The following is a 16455-nucleotide window of genomic DNA, read 5'->3' on the forward strand; positions in this document are numbered from 1 at the left end:
CCACATCAAAACGCGCCGGGGTGCATGCGCCCCGGTCGACAGAACACGGGAGACAGGATCATGACGCAGATGTTCGAGGCCGGGCTCGGCCGCCGCGACGCCAACTACGTCCCGCTCACGCCGATCGATTTCCTGGTCCGCGCGGCCGAGGTCTACGGCGAGCGCACGGCGATCGTGCACGGCGACGTGCGGCGCACGTGGGGCGAAACCCATACGCGGGCCAGGCAACTGGCGAGCGCGCTCGCGCAGGCCGGCGTCGCACGCGGCGACACGGTCGCGGCGCTGCTGCCGAACATCCCGGCGATGGTCGAGGCGCACTTCGGCGTGCCGATGGCCGGCGCCGTGCTGAACACGATCAATACGCGGCTCGACGTGTCGTCGGTGCTGTTCATGCTGCGTCACGGCGAGGCGAAGGTGCTGATCGTCGACACCGAATATGCGGAGGTCGCGCATCGCGCGGCGCTCGAGGTGCCGGGCCTGAAGATCGTCAGCGTGGCCGACGCGACGCCGGCGGATCCCGACCGTTTCGCGGGTGCGACCGACTACGAGGCGTTCGTGGCCGGCGGCGACCCCGGCTACGCATGGACGCCGCCCGCCGACGAATGGGAGGCGATCGCGCTGAACTACACGTCGGGCACGACGGGCGACCCGAAGGGCGTCGTCTACCACCATCGCGGCGCGTATCTCGCGGCGATCAGCAACATCCTCGAATGGGACATGCCGAAGCACGCGGTGTATCTGTGGACGTTGCCGATGTTCCACTGCAACGGCTGGTGTTTCCCGTGGGCCGTCGCGGCGCGCGCGGGCGTGAACGTGTGCCTGCGCAAGTTCGACGCGAAGACGGTGTTCGACCTGATCCGTCGCGAGCGCATCACGCACTACTGCGGCGCGCCGATCGTGCAGAGCGCGATCGCGAACGCGCCGGCCGAGCTTCGCGACGGGATCGAGCATACGGTGCACGCGATGGTCGCGGGCGCGGCGCCCGCGCCGGCCGTGATCGCGAAGATGAAGGAGATCGGCTTCGACCTGCTGCACGTGTACGGGCTGACCGAGGTCTACGGCCCGGCGACCGTCTGCGCGAAGCAGTCGCACTGGGAAGCGGCGTCCGACGAGGAACGCGCGCGGCTCAATGCGCGCCAGGGCGTGCGCTATCACCTCGAGGCGGGCGCGACGGTGCTGGATCCCGACACGATGACGCCGGTACCGGCCGACGGCGAAACGCTCGGCGAGATCATGTTCCGCGGCAACATCTGCATGAAGGGCTATCTGAAGAACCCGAAGGCGACCGACGAGGCGTTTCACGGCGGCTGGTTCCATACCGGCGATCTCGCGGTGCTGATGCCGGATGGCTATATCCGGATCAAGGATCGCAAGAAGGACATCATCATCTCGGGCGGCGAGAACATCTCGAGCATCGAGGTCGAGGACGCGCTGTACCGCCATCCGGCCGTCGCCGTGGCGGCCGTCGTCGCAATGCCCGACCCGAAATGGGGCGAGGTGCCGTGCGCGTTCGTCGAGCTGCGCGAAGGCGCGAGCGTGACCGAGGAGGAGATCGTCGCGCACTGCCGGCAACTGCTCGCGGGCTTCAAGGTGCCGAAGGCCGTGCGCTTCGGCGAGCTGCCGAAGACGTCGACCGGCAAGATCCAGAAGTTCCAGTTGCGCCATGCGGTCGGCTCGGACAAGGCGATCGATCTGGCCGGCGACAAGAAGTAGGCGGCGGGCTTTCCGCCGCCGCGCGTCGACGATCGCGAGATTACGCGCCGCGCTCCAGCCGGAACACGCTCACCGCTTCCGACAGTTGCGCGGCCTGGTCGCGCAACGCGACGGCCGCGCGCTCGGCATCCGAGATCAGCCTTGCATTCTGCTGCGTCGCGTCGCCGATCTGGGTGACGGCCAGATTCACCTGCTCGATGCCGGTCGATTGCTCGCGCGATGCGGCGCTGATCTCGCCGATCAGCGTGCGGACCTGGTCGACCCGCGCGACGATGTCGCGCATCGTGCCGCGCGCGGCGTCCGCGATCCGGTAACCCTGTTCGACCGTCGTCGACGATTCGGTGCTCAGCGTGTCGATCTCCTTGACCGCGGCCGCGCTGCGTTGCGCGAGCGCGCGCACCTCGGCCGCGACCACCGCGAAGCCCTTGCCGTGTTCGCCCGCGCGGGCGGCCTCGACGGCCGCGTTCAGCGCGAGGATGTTGGTCTGGAACGCGATGCCTTCGATCGCGCCGGTGATCTCGGCGATCCGGCGCGTCGCGCGGCCGATGTCGTCCATCGTCGCGACCACGCGCTGCACCGCGGCGTCGCCGTTCGTCGCGGCGGCCGATGCGTCCGCGACCAGCGCGTTGGCTTGCGCCGCATGCTCGGCGCTCTGCTGCACGGCGGCGGTGATCTGCTCCATGCTCGCGGCCGTCTGTTCGACGCTGCTCGCCTGCGTCGCGATTCGCGCGGCGATGTCGCCGCTGCCGGCCGCGATGCCGACCGTGCCGTGCGCGATGTCGGCCGCGCTGTTGCGCACCTGCGCGACGATTCGCGCGAGGCCGTCGCCGATCCCGTCGACGGCCTGCACGAGCCGGCCGATCTCGTCGTTGCCCGCGCTGTCGTGTACGTTCGCGCCGTCGCGGATACGCACGCTGAGGTCCCCCGCCGCATAGCGCTCGGACGCGCGTGCGGCGGCTTCCAGCGGCCGGCTCACGACGCGTCGCACGACGATGACGAACAGCGTCGCGAACGCCGCGACGAGCACGGCGCCGATCATCAGGAAGCGGTTGCGGGTGGCGCGCATGGTGGCGAGCAGTTCGTCGTCGAGCGCGATGCCGCCGACGAGCCATTGCCACTGCGGAATCGTCGTGAAGGACACGACTTTCGCGGTCGGCCCGCGGTCGTGCGCGGCCGGGTCGGTCGACGTGTACGCGAGCCGGCCCTGGCCGGCCGCGAGCATCTGCGCGTAGGGCGCGCGCGTGCCGTCGGCCGGTTGGCCCGCCGCATCGGGATGCACGACGAACGCGCCGCGCGACGGACCCTGCGATGCATCGAGCACGAAGTAGTAGCCGTTGTCGCCGATTTTCAGCGAGCGGATGCCGTCCTCGACGAGCTTGAGCTCGGCGCCGATGTCGAGGCCGACGAACAGCGCGCCGATCACGCGGCCGGACGCGTCGGTCACCGGCCTGTACTGCGTGATGTACGGCCGGCCGAACAGCTTCGCGAGGCCGGTGTAGCTGCGCCCGGCGACGAGCGGCGCGTACGCGGGGCCGGCGCGGTCGAGCTTCGTGCCGACCGCGCGCGCGCCGTCCTGCTTCTTCAGCGACGTCGTGATGCGCACGAAGTCGTCGCCGTCGCGCGCGAAGATCGTCGCGATCGCGCCGCTTTTCTTCAGAAACTGGTCGGGAATCGAATAGTCGAGGTCGAGCGGCTGGCCGCCGGCGGACAGCGTCGGCGCGGCGACGCCGCCGATGTCGACGGTGCGTGCCGGATCGAGCGCGAAGTCGGCCGGCAGGAAGCTCGCGAACAGCGTCATCGCGCGCGTCGCTTCGGCCGACAGCGCCTTGTCGAACAGCTCGACCATCGCGCCGATCGACTGCTCCTTGTCGGCGATCCGTGCGTGCGCCTCGTCGGCGAGTTGCTGGCCGGCAAAATGGGCGAGCGCCCATGCGAAAACGGTGAACAGCAGTGCAACGAGCGCGCACGCCAGCGCGGCAAGACGCGTACCGACGCTCACCCGGCCCAATTGGGTCAATCTCATACGGGATCCTGAGTGGGGAGAGAGGGGCGGAACGCACGCGTCACCGCTTGTTGTAAGGTGATCGGCAGTTTCGGCGAATTCTTTAGCGGCGCGCGCACGGCGACGGCATGCGCCGGCTCGACCCGCGGAACCGGATGACGGACGGCTTCAGTGCGTCACGAGCCACGCGACGGCCAGATAGCGGCCGACTTTTGCGATCGTCACGATCGCGAGAAATGTGGGCAGCGGCTCGCGCAGCACGCCGGCGATCATCGTCAGCGGATCGCCGATCACCGGCGCCCAGCTGAGCAGCAGCGACCAGCGGCCGTAGCGCGCATACCAGCGCTCGGCGCGCGCGAGCGCGGACGGCTTGACCGGAAACCAGCGGCGCTCGCGAAGATGCTCGATCCCTCGGCCGAGCGCCCAGTTGATCGTCGACCCCGCGACATTGCCGACGCTCGCGACGAGCACCAGCGCCCATACAGGTTCGCGCCCGGCCAGCAGCAGGCCGGCGAGCACGGCTTCGGATTGCAGCGGGAACAGGGTCGCGGCGACCATCGACACGGCGAACAGGCCGCCGTAGGTGAGCAATTCGGACATCGCGCGATTGTACCGGCCGCGCGACGGCGAGCCCGGGCCACGCGGCCACGGGATCGCCGGCTCGCGGCGTCATCGGGCATCGGTCGTGCCGAACGGCGGTTCGGGATCGTCGACCTATCGACCGGTTCGTCGTTGGGCGTGCAGGCGAACCGTTGCGGCGGGAACGCCGTGTCGGGTTTCAACAACCACAGTGGTGCGGGGCGCGGCCACGCTCACGCGCACGACCGTACGCGTGGCCGTTCAATTCCAGCCGACCATGATCGCGCCCATCCCGACGAGCAACCCGCCCGTCACGCGGTTCATCGCACGCATGCGCGCCGGCCGCTGCAACGCGCGGCTCAGCCGGTGCGAGAACAGCGCCATCGACGCGACGCCGCCCGCGAACAGCAGCGCGAACGTCGCGGCGAGCAGCAGGTATTGAAGGTTCAGGCTCCAGTCGGCATTCGGGCTGATGAATTGAGGAAAGAACGACGGAAAGAACAGCAGCGTCTTCGGATTCAGCCCGGAAGTCGCGACGCCGCGCCAGAACAGCGCGCGCCTGGTGTCGGTATCCGGCGCGGCGCTTGCCGTTCCGGCGCCGGCGTCGGCCGGTGCCGCGGCTGCGCCGCCCGGCGCGCGGCTCAGCCATTGCTTGCCGCCGAGCCATACGAGATACGCGGCGCCGGCCCAGCGAAGCACGGTCAGCGCGTGTTCGTCGATGTGGACCAGCGAATTCAGGCACAGCGCGGTCAATGCGAGTTGCAGCAGCACGGCGAGCGTGCCGCCCCAGACGCACGGCAGCGCGCGGCGCCAGCCGGTGCGCAACGCCTGGTTCATCGTGAGCAGGTTGACGGGGCCGGGCGCATAGATGAGGACGACGGAAGCGGCGAGGAACGACAGATAAAGCTTGAACGACATGACGGACGGGCAGGAACGGGGAGGCAGGCACCGGCCCCGCACGCGGTCGGATAGGCGTGCGGGCGGCGGGGAATCGCATGCCTGCGGGCCGGCACCGCAACTCGTGATTGCGGCCGTGCGTCCCGCTGCGAGGGTGTCGCGGGGAGCGTGCCGGCCAGCAGGCATGGAGAAAATGTATCAAGCGGCCCGGTTAAAAGGCTTCCTGTTTTCTGGCAAAACGCACCTGTAACCGGAATCCTGTTCAGATAGAATGCCGATTTTCAGTAGAAGATTCTTCTCGTCATGGCTACTCGCGAACGCACGCCGAAAACGCTCGACAATCAGGACCGCAAGATCCTGAGTGCATTGCAGAAAAATGCGCGTCTGTCGAACGCCGAACTGGCCGAACAGATCGGCATGTCGACCACCGCCTGCTGGAACCGCACGCGGCAACTCGAACTCGACGGCTACATCGACGGCTATGTCGCGCTGGTCAACCAGCGCAAGCTCGGCTACGCGGACATCGTGATCCTCGAAGTCACGCTCGATCGCCACGAGGACGACGCGCTGGCGCGCTTCGGTGCCGAACTGGCGGCGCTGCCGGAGGTGCTCGAGGCGTATCTGGTGTCGGGGGAGTACGACTACTGGATCAAGGTGGCGGTGGACGGCACGGCCGGCTACGAACGCTTCCTGCGCGAAAAGCTGTACCGGATTTCGAGCATCCGGCACAGCCGTTCCATGTTCGCGCTGCGATGCATGAAGGACGTGCCTTCGATTCAAGTGTGACGGAGCGGAGACGGGCGCGCGGCCGCCGTTGCAACGAGGGGCGTAGGCGGCGAGGCGCTGGCGCGGACGAAACCGGCGAACGGCCGGGGCTCGCCGGGGGCGGCCGGCGGACACGCAAAAACGGAAGAATCTTCCGCCCGCGATGGCCGGGCACGATCGCGGGCTGGCGGGGAATGGCTTCCGGCTTGAGGCACGCGGCTGCCGGCAATCCACATCGATCCGTATCGGTCGGCGCCGATCTCGGGCTGCACACGGCCTGAAACACCGCCTCGAGACAATCTAGAAACGCTTGCCACGCGGTGGGCGTATTCGGCCGGGACGAACCCGGCCGCTTGCTAGCTGACCGGCGCGACCGTCGGTTGCCCGGTGCAACAGCCGCTGTCGGCGTGCGTTATCGCAAGCGAATCAAGCGGCCGGCAGTCTGCTCAGCGCGGCAGGCGCGCGTGTGCTTCGGCGATGACTTCGCAGTTCGCGAGATGCAGTGCCCAGGCTTCTGCCAGCAGCTCGCCCACGCGTGCGAGCCAGCCGGTGGATTGGGCGGAACGATCGGAGACATTAGACGTTTGCATGACGAAGCCCCATGTAGGTGGCGAGTTAGGGATAACCCTAATCATATCGAAGGGCTGCCGCCTTGTGAAATGCGATTTCGTTATATGAGAATTACTGACAATTCCTGTTGCTGCCACGCAACATGAACGTCGGCTGCGCCGGCGTGCCGGACAGCCGCGACGCGGCCGTGCCGGCACGGCTGCGCGTGGAGGAAAAAGGAATTCGAGCGTACGGAACGGGCGCGATTACCGGCCGATCCATCCGAAGCGCCATGACAATCGCCGCGTCGCGGCCCGCAGCGTCTGCGCCAGCTCGCTGTCCGGCCCGCGCGGAAAGCCGCGCGACGAGCCGATGATCGCGATCACGAGCCGGATGCTGCCGGTGTGATCGAACACGGGCGCGGCAATCGTCCCGATGCCCGGCACCGGCGCGTCGAACGCGAAATCGAGTTCGTCCGCGCGGATCGTCGCGAGCCGGGCGCGGAAGGTCGCGTCGTCCGGTGCGACGGGCGCGCCGGCGAGGCGCACGGGCTCGTTGACGAGCAGGTCGGCCAGCACGTCGTCGGACATGCCGGACGCGAAAACCCTGCCGATCGCCGTATTGACGAGCGACATCACGGTGCCGACCTGCAGGCTCACGTGCTGCGGCCGCGCCGATTCCTCGAGCCGGATCACGGTCGGCCCGAGCGGCCCGAGCGTCGCGGCGGCCACGCTCATGTCGGTCGCGGCGGCGAGCGCGACGATCTCGGCTTCCGCGTCGCGCGTCGGCGATACGCGCTGCATCGCGATCAGGCCGAGCGCCTGCGCGAGCGGGCCGCCATCGAAGCAGCCGGCGTCGTCGCGGCTCAGCAAACCGATCTTCTGCAGGCTGACGAGATGCGGAAACGCCTTCGCGGCCGGCATGCCGGCCGCCGTCGCGAGATCGCGCAGCGGCAGCGCGCGGCCGGCCGACACCAGCGCGAGCAGCAACTCGCCGGTGCTGTCGAGCGCATTGATTCCGCGCTGCGCTTTTGCGTCGTCGGCCAGCGCGGGCGGGACGCGCGCGGCGCCCGGCGCCGGCGCGGGCGCCGGTTCCGCACGCGCGGCGCCGAGCGACGCAGTGGCCTGCCGCGCCGCATCGCGCAAGGCCGCCGCGATCGGGCCGTCCCAGTCGACATCGATCGATCCCGTCGAACCGATTACCGTCAACGCGAGTTGCAGCCGCCCGTGCGCATCGAAGACGGGCACGCACATCCCGCTGACGCCCGGGCTCGGCCGGTCGATGCTGCGTTCGATGCCGCGCGTACGAATCGTGTCGAGTTCGACGTGTTGCGCATCGCCGTGTGGCGCGCCCGACGCGCTGTCGGCGCCGGCGAGCGTATCGCCCGCGCCGGCCTGGCTGGCCGCCATCGCGTCGAGTTGCGCGGCGTCGCCGAACGCGCGGAACACCCGGCCGGTCGCCGTCGTGTCGAGCGACATCACCGAACCGACGTGCAGGTTCATGTGCAGCGGATAGCCGCCGCGCTCGATGCGCACGATCGTCGGGCCGAGCACGCCCGGCACCGACAGCGCGACGCTCAGCCCGACCGTTTCCGCCAGCCGCGCCGCGTGCGGCAGCGTCGCGCGGTAGGCCGGCTGGCGCTCGATCGACATCAGCCCGAGCCGCAGCGACAGCGGGCCGGGCTCGTAGTTGCCGGTGATCGCATCGCGCTTGACGAGCGCGAGCCGCGTCAGGCTCACGAGATAGGTGTGCGCCTGCGCGGTGGAAAGATCGGCCGCCGCGGCCAGCTCCGACAGCCCGAGCGGCTTGCGCCGGCGCGCGAGCGCGTCGAGCAGCCTGCCGCCGACCTCGACACTCTGGATACCGCGCTGCGCCTTGGGCGGCGCATCGTCCGCGCTGACTTCGTGGTTCTGCACGCGATGATTCTTCCGTTGACGAAACCCCGCATGGTATCCGACGCCATTTCTTCCGCCAGCCCGCAGGTTTACCCGTATTAGACAATAACAAGCGTGTTTGTCATTGACAAATATTCGATGCAGGCAGATGATCCGCTCATTCCCCTCAACACATGGCTCGCAGCCACGGAACGCACAATGGCCAAAGCATTCGCCTCCCAAGCCGATCTGGAAGAGAAGAAAGTCACCTGGACGCAATTGTCCGAGAACGCGTACGCGTACACGGCCGAAGGCGACCCGAATTCGGGCGTGATCGTCGGCGACGACAGCGTGCTGATCGTCGATACGACCGCTACGCCCGCGATGGCGCAGGACCTGATCGCGAAGATTCGCAGCGTGACCGACAAGCCGATCAAGCACGTGGTGTTGTCGCACTACCACGCGGTGCGCGTGCTCGGCGCGTCCGCGTATTTCGCCGAAGGCGCGCAGCACGTGATCGCGAGCCGCGGCACGTACGAGATGATCGTCGAGCGCGGCGAGGCCGACATGAAGTCGGAGATCGAGCGCTTCCCGCGCCTGTTCGCCGGCGTCGAGACGGTGCCGGGCCTGACCTGGCCGACGCTCGTGTTCGAGCGCGAGATCACGCTGTTCCTCGGCAAGCTCGAAGTGAAGATCATGCACGTCGGCTCGGGCCACACGAAGGGCGACACGATCGTGTGGCTGCCGTCGCAGAAGGTGCTGTTCTCGGGCGACCTCGTCGAATACGACGCCGCGTGCTATTGCGGCGACGCCCAGCTCGAACAGTGGCCGGCCACGCTCGAGGCGCTGCGCGCGCTCGGCGCGGAGAAGCTCGTGCCGGGCCGCGGCCCCGCGCTGCTGAATCCGGCCGAGGTCGACAAGGGCCTCGACTACACGAAGGATTTCGTCACGACGCTGCTCGCGCAGGGCCGCAAGGCGGTCGAGCGCAATCTCGACCTGAAGGCGGCGATGGCGCTCACGCGCGAAGCGATGGATCCGAAGTTCGGCCACGTGTTCATCTACGAGCACTGTTTGCCGTTCGACGTGTCGCGCGCGTTCGACGAAGCGAGCGGCATCACGCATCCGCGCATCTGGACCGCGCAGCGCGACAAGGAAATGTGGGCCGCGCTGCAGGATTGAGCGGCGCACGGCGGCGGGGTGGCGTTCGCATGACCGCATCGCCGTTTTTCTGAAGGTGGCGGCATTCGCGGCGGCATCGCGCCGCGGTGCCGGCATCCGTTTCCGGTCTCACAAGAAAGCAGGGCGCATGCACGCCCTCGGAGACTGCTGCGCGCTCGACGGCGCGCGGCCCGTTTGGAGAGAGACATGCCTCAATCGCTTCCCGCCGAAGCGACGCTCGCGCACGCGAGCGCTTCGGCGTCGACTTCCGCATCCGCATCGAGCGATGCGCTGCTGTTCCGCAAGATCGCGTGGCGGATCGTCCCGTTCCTGTTCCTGTGCTACGTCGTGTCGTTTCTCGACCGCATCAACATCGGCTTCGCGCAGTTGCAGATGAAGCACGATCTCGGCTTCAGCGATGCGATGTACGGGCTCGGCGCCGCGGTGTTCTACGTCGGCTACGTGTTCTGCGAAGTGCCGAGCAACATGCTGCTCGCGCGGTTCGGCGCGCGCCGCACGTTCACGCGGATCATGCTGCTGTGGGGCATCGCGTCGACCGGAATGATGTTCGTGTCGCAGCCGTCGCATTTCTACGTGCTGCGCTTCCTGCTCGGCGTGTTCGAGGCCGGCTTCTTCCCCGGCATCGTGCTGTACCTGACCTACTGGTTTCCCGCGAACCGGCGTGCGGCGGCGATCTCCGTGTTCTTCGCGGGCGTCGCGGTGGCCGGCGTGCTCGGCGGGTTGCTGTCCGGCTGGATCATGCGCGACATGAGCGGCGTGCTCGGCCTGCACGGCTGGCAGTGGATGTTCGCGATCGAGGGCGCGCCGGCGATTCTGCTCGCATTCGCCGCGTTCACGTTCCTCGTCGACCGGCCTCGCGACGCCGCGTGGCTTACGTCCGACGACAAGGCGCGCGTCGCCGCGCTGTGCGCTGAAGGCCGCGCACACGGCGGCGCGCACGACGGGCGCAGCGTGATGGCCGCGCTCGCGAACCCGCGCGTGTACCTGTTCGCGTTCGTGTATTTCTCGCTGACTTGCGCGTCGCTGACGCTCAACTTCTGGATGCCGCTGATGATCCGCGACTTCGGCGTGACCGACGTCGTCGCCGTGAGCCTCTACACGGTCGTGCCGAACGCGGTGGGGGCGGTCGGGCTGATCCTGATCGCGCGCCGCTCGGATCGCACCGGCGAGCGCCGCAAGCACTTCGCGTGCTGCACGATAGGCGGCGGGCTCGCGCTCGCGGCGCTGACGCTGCACCTGCACAGCTTCGTGGCGATGCTCGCGTGCCTGTCGATCGCGGCGACGCTGATCTTCGCCGCGCTGCCGATCTTCTGGGCCGTGCCGACCCGCTACCTGTCCGGCAACGCGGCCGCGGCCGGGATCGCGCTGATCAGCAGCATCGGGATCACGAGCGGCATCGTCAGCCCGTGGGTGATCGGGATGATCCGCACGCGCACGGGCAGCATGGATCTGGCCGTGTATCTGCTCGCCGCGCTGCTGGTCGCGAGCGGCGTGGCGCTGATGGTCGGCGTGAAGGGCGAAGGCGCGCAGCGCGGTTGAACGGGCAATGGCCGGTCGTCGCCCGCGGGCGGCGTCGACCGGCGTTCATCCCCGTCCGCACCGGAATCCGTCGAGGAGACGATCGATGTCAGCCCCTCTGCAAGCACACGTCGCGCGCGACGGCGCGACCGACGACGCGTTGTACCGCCGCATCGGCGCGCGGATCGTGCCGTTCCTGTTCATCTGCTACATCGTGTCGATTCTGGATCGCAGCAACATCGGCTTCGCGCAGTTGCAGATGCGGCAGGACCTCGGCCTGACCGATGCGATGTACAGCCTCGGCGCGGTGCTGTTCTTCGTGGGCTACGTGCTGTTCGAGGTGCCGAGCAATGCCCTGCTGCGCCGCTACGGCGCGCGCCGTACGTTCGCGCGGATCATGTTCCTGTGGGGTGCGGTGTCGGTCGCGATGATCGCCGTCGACAGCGCGAAGCACTTCTACGTGCTGCGTTTCCTGCTCGGGCTGTTCGAGGCCGGGTTCTTTCCGGGCGTGGTGTTCTACCTGACGTACTGGTATCCGGCGCGGCGACGCGCGGCGGTGCTGTCGATTTTCTACGCGGGTGTCGCGGTGGCCGGGATGGTCGGCGGGCTGCTGTCGGGCTGGCTCATGCGCGGGATGTCCGGCGTGCTCGGTCTGCACGGCTGGCAATGGATGTTCGCGATCGAAGGCGCGCCCGCGATCCTGCTCGGCGTGATCGCATGGTTCTGGCTGTGCGATCGTCCGGAGCACGCACGCTGGCTGTCCGACGCCGACCGGCAGCGGCTCGCGGCCGACCTGGCCGCCGATCGCATCGGCGCCGGCACGCAGGCGCCGCATTCGCTGCGACAGGTGTTGGCCGAACCGCGTACATACCTGTTCGCGTTCATCTACTTCTCGCTGACCACCGCGCTGCTGATGCTGCTGTTCTGGATGCCGCTGATGATTCGCGAATTCGGCATCCACGACGTCGTGCAGATCAGCCTGTTGTCGGTCGTGCCGAATGCGATCGGCGCGGTTGGCCTGATCGCGATCGCGCGGCGCTCGGATCGCAAGTGCGAGCGGCGCCGGCATTTCGCCGCGTGTGCGTTCGGCGGCGCGCTGGCGCTCGCGTTGCTGACGCTGCACCTGCCGAGCATCTTCGCGATGATGGCGCTGCTGTCGGTCGCGGCCATGCTGATCTTCGCCGCGCATCCGGTGTTCTGGGCCGTCCCGTCCGCGTATTTCTCGGGCGCCGGCGCGGCGGGCGGGATCGCGCTGATCAGCAGCATCGGCGTGTCGAGCGGGATGATCACACCCTGGCTCGTCGGGTTGATCCGCACGCGAACCGGCAGCATGGACCCGGCGATGCTGATGATCGCGGCGCTGCTGGCCGCGTGCGCGGTCGCGATGCTGCTGGGCGTGCCGAAAGGCGCACGCGCCACTCGGCAGACGGTCTCCCATTCGACGAGCGGCGCAAGGGCCCGCTGACGATCGACGCGCTTGCGCGTACGATCCGCCGGCGGTCCCGGAGCGCGCCTAGCGAGCCGGCGCGTAGCGCGGCGCGGGCGTATCGGCCGACAAATGCGGCGCCATCGTGCGGCGTGCAGCCTCGTACGCCTCCCATTCGTCGCCCGCATGCAGCGACGGGATCGTCACGAGTTCGCCGCGATCGAATCCGACCAGTGCCGCATCGACCAAGTCCGACGCCCTCATCACGATCTCTTTGGGCAGGTGCTCGAGCGGCAGGCCGCCCGTCTGCCAGAAATCGGTGGCCGTCGCGCCGGGCAGCACGGCCTGTACCTGCACGCCCTGGCCGGCGAGCTCGTGATGCAGCGATTGGCTGAATGCGAGCACGAACGCCTTGCTGCCGCCGTACACGCCGTTCAGCGTTTCCGGCGAGATCGCGACGATCGACGAAATGTTGATCACCGCGCCGCGGCCGCGTGCGACGAAACCGGGCACGGCCGCATAGGTCAGGCGCGTGAGCGCGGTCACGTTCAGGTCGATCATCCGCGTCATCGCATCGACGTCGCTGTCGAGCAGCGGCGCATGCGTGCCGATGCCGGCGTTGTTCACGAGCAGCGTGATGCTCGCGTCCTGTTTCAGCTTCGCTTCGACAGCGGCGAGCGCCGTGCGGTCGTTGAGGTCCGCGTCGACGATCTCGATGCTGCGCTGCGTGTCGTTCGTGATGCGGTCGGCGAGGGCGCCGAGCCGGTCGCGGCTGCGTGCGACGAGGATCAGGTCGTAGCCGCGGCGCGCGAGGCGATCCGCGTAGACGGCGCCGATGCCCGACGATGCGCCGGTAATGAGGGCGGTACCGCGATGTGCTTGCGTCATGATGTACTCCGTTTCGCTGAGGATGGCCGGATGGCGTGAACGCATTCTGGTCTCGAAGCGTTGCGACGCAAATGACGTAGATGGGTATGATTCCGGACATCGGGCCAATCGACACGCGACCGGAGAACGCACATGCACCGAATCGGCTTCTTGATCAGCGACGGCTTTCAGATCATGGCGCTCGCCGCGCAGTCGGTGTTCGAGTACGCGAACATGGGGCTGGATACGCCGTTCTATGCGATGGGCAACTACTCGGTCGACGGCGGCGACGTCCGCTCGTCGCTCGGGCTGCCGGTCGCCACGCGCGCGTTGCGCGGCCGGCTCGGCGTCGATACGTGGATCGTCGCGGGCGTCAACGATCCGCTCGCCGCGCCGGCGCCGGCCGGCGTCGTCGCTTACCTGCGCCGCGCGAGCGCGCATGCGCGGCGGATTGCCGGCATCTGCACGGGCGCATTCGTGCTGGCGGAAGCCGGGCTGCTCGCGCAGCGTCGCGCGACCACGCACTGGGCGTTCGGTCGCGACATGCAGCGGCACTACCCGGAGATTCGCGTCGAGGACGACCGGATCTTCATCGTCGACGGCCCGATCTGGACGTCGGCCGGGATGACGGCCGGGCTCGATCTCGCGCTCGCGATGGTGGAAAAGGACCTCGGCGCCGACGCCGCGCGGTCGGTCGCGCACAAGCTGGTGATGCATCAGCGCCGGGCCGGCGGCCAGTCGCAGCATTCGGAAATGCTCGATCTCGCGCCGAAATCCGACCGGATCCAGAACGCGCTCGACTACGCGCGCCGGAATCTCGGTCGCGCGCTGACCGTCGAGGCGCTGGCCGAAGCCGTCCATCTGAGCCCGCGCCAGTTCAGCCGCGTGTTTACGCTCGAAACCGGGCAGTCGCCCGCGAAGGCGATCGAGCGGCTGCGGCTCGAATCGGCGCGGCTGATGATCGAACAGAGCCGTCATCCGCTCGACGTGATCGCGAAGGAAAACGGTTTTCGCGACCGCCGGCACATGCGCGACGCGTTCGTGCGCGGGTTCGGCGTGCCGCCGCAGGCGTTGCGGCGCGATGCGCGGGCGGACGCGCCGGCAGCGGGCTGACGATCCGGCGGGGCGGCAGGCGCCGTTCGACGCGTGCCGGAAAAATCGCGCAGAATCCTGTCGACATTCGTCGCGAGGAGACACCATGCACGCTGTACCGTTCGACATTGCGATCCCCGAGCCCGCGCTCGACGATTTGCGTCGGCGCGTGCGCGACACCCGCCCGCCGAACCTGACGCCCGCCGAGCCGTGGCAGCAGGGCATCGACGGCGCGTGGCTGCGCGAATTGGCCGCGTACTGGGCCGACGGCTTCGATTGGCGCGCGGCGGAACGCGCGCTGAACCGGCTGCCGCAGTTCGTCGCGGACATCGGCGGGCGGCGTGTGCATTTCGTGCATCGGCGCGGTACGGGGCCGAAACCCTATCCGATCGTCGTCACGCACGGCTGGCCGGGTTCCGCATTCGAATTCCACGCGCTGATCGATCGCCTGTGCGATCCGGCCGCGTTCGGCGGCGATCCGGACGACGCGTTCGACATCGTCGCGCCGTCGCTGCCCGGCTTCCTGTTCTCTCCCGCACCGGCGGCGCCCGGCACGTCCGCGCTTCAGGTCGCCGACTGCTGGGCGGAATTGATGGCCGGCCTCGGTTACCGCCGGTTCGGCGCGCAGGGCGGCGATCTGGGCGCAGGCGTGTCGATCGCGCTCGGTGCGCGGCACGAGGGCGTGGTCGACGGCATCCATCTGAACTACCTGCCGGGCAACTACGACCCGCCGATCGATGCGGCGCTGCCGCCGACCGACGACGAGCAGGCGTTCCTGAAGCAGCGCGGCGATTGGGCGGCGCTCGAAGGCGGATACGCGCACGTCCACATGACGAAGCCGCAGACGCTGGCGGTCGCGCTCAACGATTCGCCGCTCGGGCTGGCCGCGTGGATCGCCGAGAAATTCCGTGCGTGGAGCGATTGCGACGGCGACGTCGCGCGCCGTTTTTCGCACGACACGCTGCTGACCGGCATATCGCTCTACTGGTTTACCGGCTGCATCGGCTCGTCGATGCAGATGTATTGGGAGAACCGGCTGCAGCCGATGCGCTTCGCGCCCGGGCAGCGCGTGGCGGTGCCGGTCGCGTTCGCGCGCTTTCCGAAGGAGATCAGCCGGCCGCCGCGCAGTTGGCTCGAACGCGTATTCGACGTGGTGCAGTGGACCGACATGCCGAGCGGCGGCCACTTTGCCGCGATGGAGGAGCCGGACTTGCTGGCCGACGATATTCGGCGGTTTTTCAGGCGCTTCCGGTAACGGGAGGCAAGCCGGCGGGCGCAAACCTGCACCGGACCTCGCTCACGCGGGACGGGAGCGGCCGATGCGGATCGCGCCGCCTGGCTTACCGCGTAACGAACGCCGTGGCGGCATCCGGCGCCGTACGCGCATGCTTGCGCTGGCGCAGCAGCGCGACGCGGCAATTCTCGCGCGCCGTTTCGCGGCCGTCGTCGTCGAGCAGCACGAGATCGCCGCGCATCACGTTCAGCGTGATCACGTCCTCGCCCGGCGCGCCGAGCGTTTCCGGCGTGTGCACCGAGCCGGCCGGTTCGAGCACCGTCGAACCGGCGTGCGCGATCCAGTCGTATTCGCGGTAGCGCCACGCACCCTGCAACGTATGGACGAACACCTCGCCGTCGTGACGGTGGCGCGGCAGCGTGCCGCCGGCCGGCATCTTCAGCAGTGCGGTCAGCGTGTCCTCGGCCGCATTGATGTGCAGGTACTTGATCGCGAGCCCCGGCAGGTCGGCGCTCATCGGCAGCCACGGCAGCGCATCGCCGGGCAGGCACGAGATCGGCGGCAGGTCGGTGGAGAGCGGGGCGGACGGCTGCGTCATGGCGGAAGGCGGAGCGAAAACGGGAAGCCCGCATTATCGCAGAGCCGGATCGCGCGGCCGAACGGATGCGGCGCCGCGCCGAACACGTGCGCGACGGGCCGATCCTTACGCGCTGAAATATACAGTCAAACTGTACAGTTTGACTGTCGACATGCTATCTTG

At 68.6% G+C, this 16455-nt stretch carries 14 protein-coding genes; 7 read left to right on the forward strand and 7 right to left on the reverse strand.

The genetic code is table 11. The features are described from left to right. Positions 1–60: 60 nt before the first annotated feature. Complete coding sequence (locus WS89_RS02940) at positions 61–1713, forward strand: acyl-CoA synthetase (RefSeq protein ID WP_059789437.1); 1653 nt, start codon at positions 61–63, stop codon at positions 1711–1713. Between the two features lie 40 nt (positions 1714–1753). On the opposite strand, the gene WS89_RS02945 is transcribed toward WS89_RS02940, so the two are convergent. From WS89_RS02945 to WS89_RS02955, 3 genes are all read right to left on the reverse strand, one after another. Further along, complete coding sequence (locus WS89_RS02945) at positions 1754–3736, reverse strand: methyl-accepting chemotaxis protein (RefSeq protein ID WP_059789438.1); 1983 nt, start codon at positions 3734–3736, stop codon at positions 1754–1756. Positions 3737–3883: 147 nt separating this feature from the next. Next, positions 3884–4315 carry a YqaA family protein gene (locus tag WS89_RS02950; RefSeq protein ID WP_059789439.1) on the reverse strand — a complete coding sequence of 144 codons (432 nt, stop codon included), beginning with the start codon at positions 4313–4315 and terminating at the stop codon, positions 3884–3886. A 240-nt stretch (positions 4316–4555) separates the two neighbouring features. Beyond that, positions 4556–5212, reverse strand: coding sequence for a LysE family translocator (locus WS89_RS02955; RefSeq protein WP_059789440.1), 657 nt, complete (start codon positions 5210–5212; stop codon positions 4556–4558). Positions 5213–5494: 282 nt separating this feature from the next. On the opposite strand from WS89_RS02955, the gene WS89_RS02960 reads away from it, so the two are divergent. Next, complete coding sequence (locus tag WS89_RS02960; RefSeq protein ID WP_059505137.1) at positions 5495–5977, forward strand: Lrp/AsnC family transcriptional regulator; 483 nt, start codon at positions 5495–5497, stop codon at positions 5975–5977. 425 nt (positions 5978–6402) lie between these two features. On the opposite strand, the gene WS89_RS02965 is transcribed toward WS89_RS02960, so the two are convergent. Further along, positions 6403–6546 carry a hypothetical protein gene (locus WS89_RS02965; RefSeq protein WP_257127371.1) on the reverse strand — a complete coding sequence of 48 codons (144 nt, stop codon included), beginning with the start codon at positions 6544–6546 and terminating at the stop codon, positions 6403–6405. 225 nt (positions 6547–6771) lie between these two features. Then, positions 6772–8421 carry an IclR family transcriptional regulator gene (locus WS89_RS02970; RefSeq protein ID WP_059789441.1) on the reverse strand — a complete coding sequence of 550 codons (1650 nt, stop codon included), beginning with the start codon at positions 8419–8421 and terminating at the stop codon, positions 6772–6774. Positions 8422–8598: 177 nt separating this feature from the next. On the opposite strand from WS89_RS02970, the gene WS89_RS02975 reads away from it, so the two are divergent. The 3 genes from WS89_RS02975 (at position 8599) to WS89_RS02985 (ending at position 12541) form a co-directional block, all read left to right on the forward strand. Then, complete coding sequence (locus tag WS89_RS02975) at positions 8599–9558, forward strand: MBL fold metallo-hydrolase (protein WP_059789442.1); 960 nt, start codon at positions 8599–8601, stop codon at positions 9556–9558. Between the two features lie 186 nt (positions 9559–9744). Continuing rightward, a complete protein-coding gene (locus WS89_RS02980) occupies positions 9745–11097 on the forward strand; it encodes an MFS transporter (RefSeq protein WP_059789443.1) in 1353 nt (450 codons plus the stop codon). 85 nt (positions 11098–11182) lie between these two features. Continuing rightward, positions 11183–12541, forward strand: coding sequence for an MFS transporter (locus WS89_RS02985; protein WP_059789444.1), 1359 nt, complete (start codon positions 11183–11185; stop codon positions 12539–12541). A gap of 48 nt (positions 12542–12589) precedes the next feature. Here WS89_RS02985 and WS89_RS02990 read toward each other — a convergent pair whose 3' ends face one another. Beyond that, the gene (locus WS89_RS02990) at positions 12590–13390 is read right to left on the reverse strand and encodes an SDR family NAD(P)-dependent oxidoreductase (protein ID WP_059789718.1); all 801 of its coding nucleotides are present in this window, start codon (positions 13388–13390) and stop codon (positions 12590–12592) included. Between the two features lie 132 nt (positions 13391–13522). Between WS89_RS02990 and WS89_RS02995 the strand changes: the two genes are divergently transcribed. Both WS89_RS02995 and WS89_RS03000 read left to right on the forward strand, forming a co-directional pair. After that, the gene (locus WS89_RS02995; protein WP_059789445.1) at positions 13523–14482 is read left to right on the forward strand and encodes a GlxA family transcriptional regulator; all 960 of its coding nucleotides are present in this window, start codon (positions 13523–13525) and stop codon (positions 14480–14482) included. Positions 14483–14567: 85 nt separating this feature from the next. Next, positions 14568–15716, forward strand: a complete 1149-nt coding sequence (locus WS89_RS03000) for an epoxide hydrolase family protein (RefSeq protein WP_059789446.1) — start codon at positions 14568–14570, stop codon at positions 15714–15716. An 85-nt stretch (positions 15717–15801) separates the two neighbouring features. On the opposite strand, the gene WS89_RS03005 is transcribed toward WS89_RS03000, so the two are convergent. After that, positions 15802–16293: a 2,4'-dihydroxyacetophenone dioxygenase family protein gene (locus WS89_RS03005; protein ID WP_034202382.1), complete on the reverse strand. Its 492-nt coding sequence runs from the start codon at positions 16291–16293 to the stop codon at positions 15802–15804. Between the last annotated feature and the right edge of the window lie 162 nt (positions 16294–16455).

Origin of the sequence: Burkholderia sp. MSMB1072 (assembly GCF_001524725.1) — a bacterium.
Classification (GTDB): Bacteria; Pseudomonadota; Gammaproteobacteria; order Burkholderiales; family Burkholderiaceae; genus Burkholderia.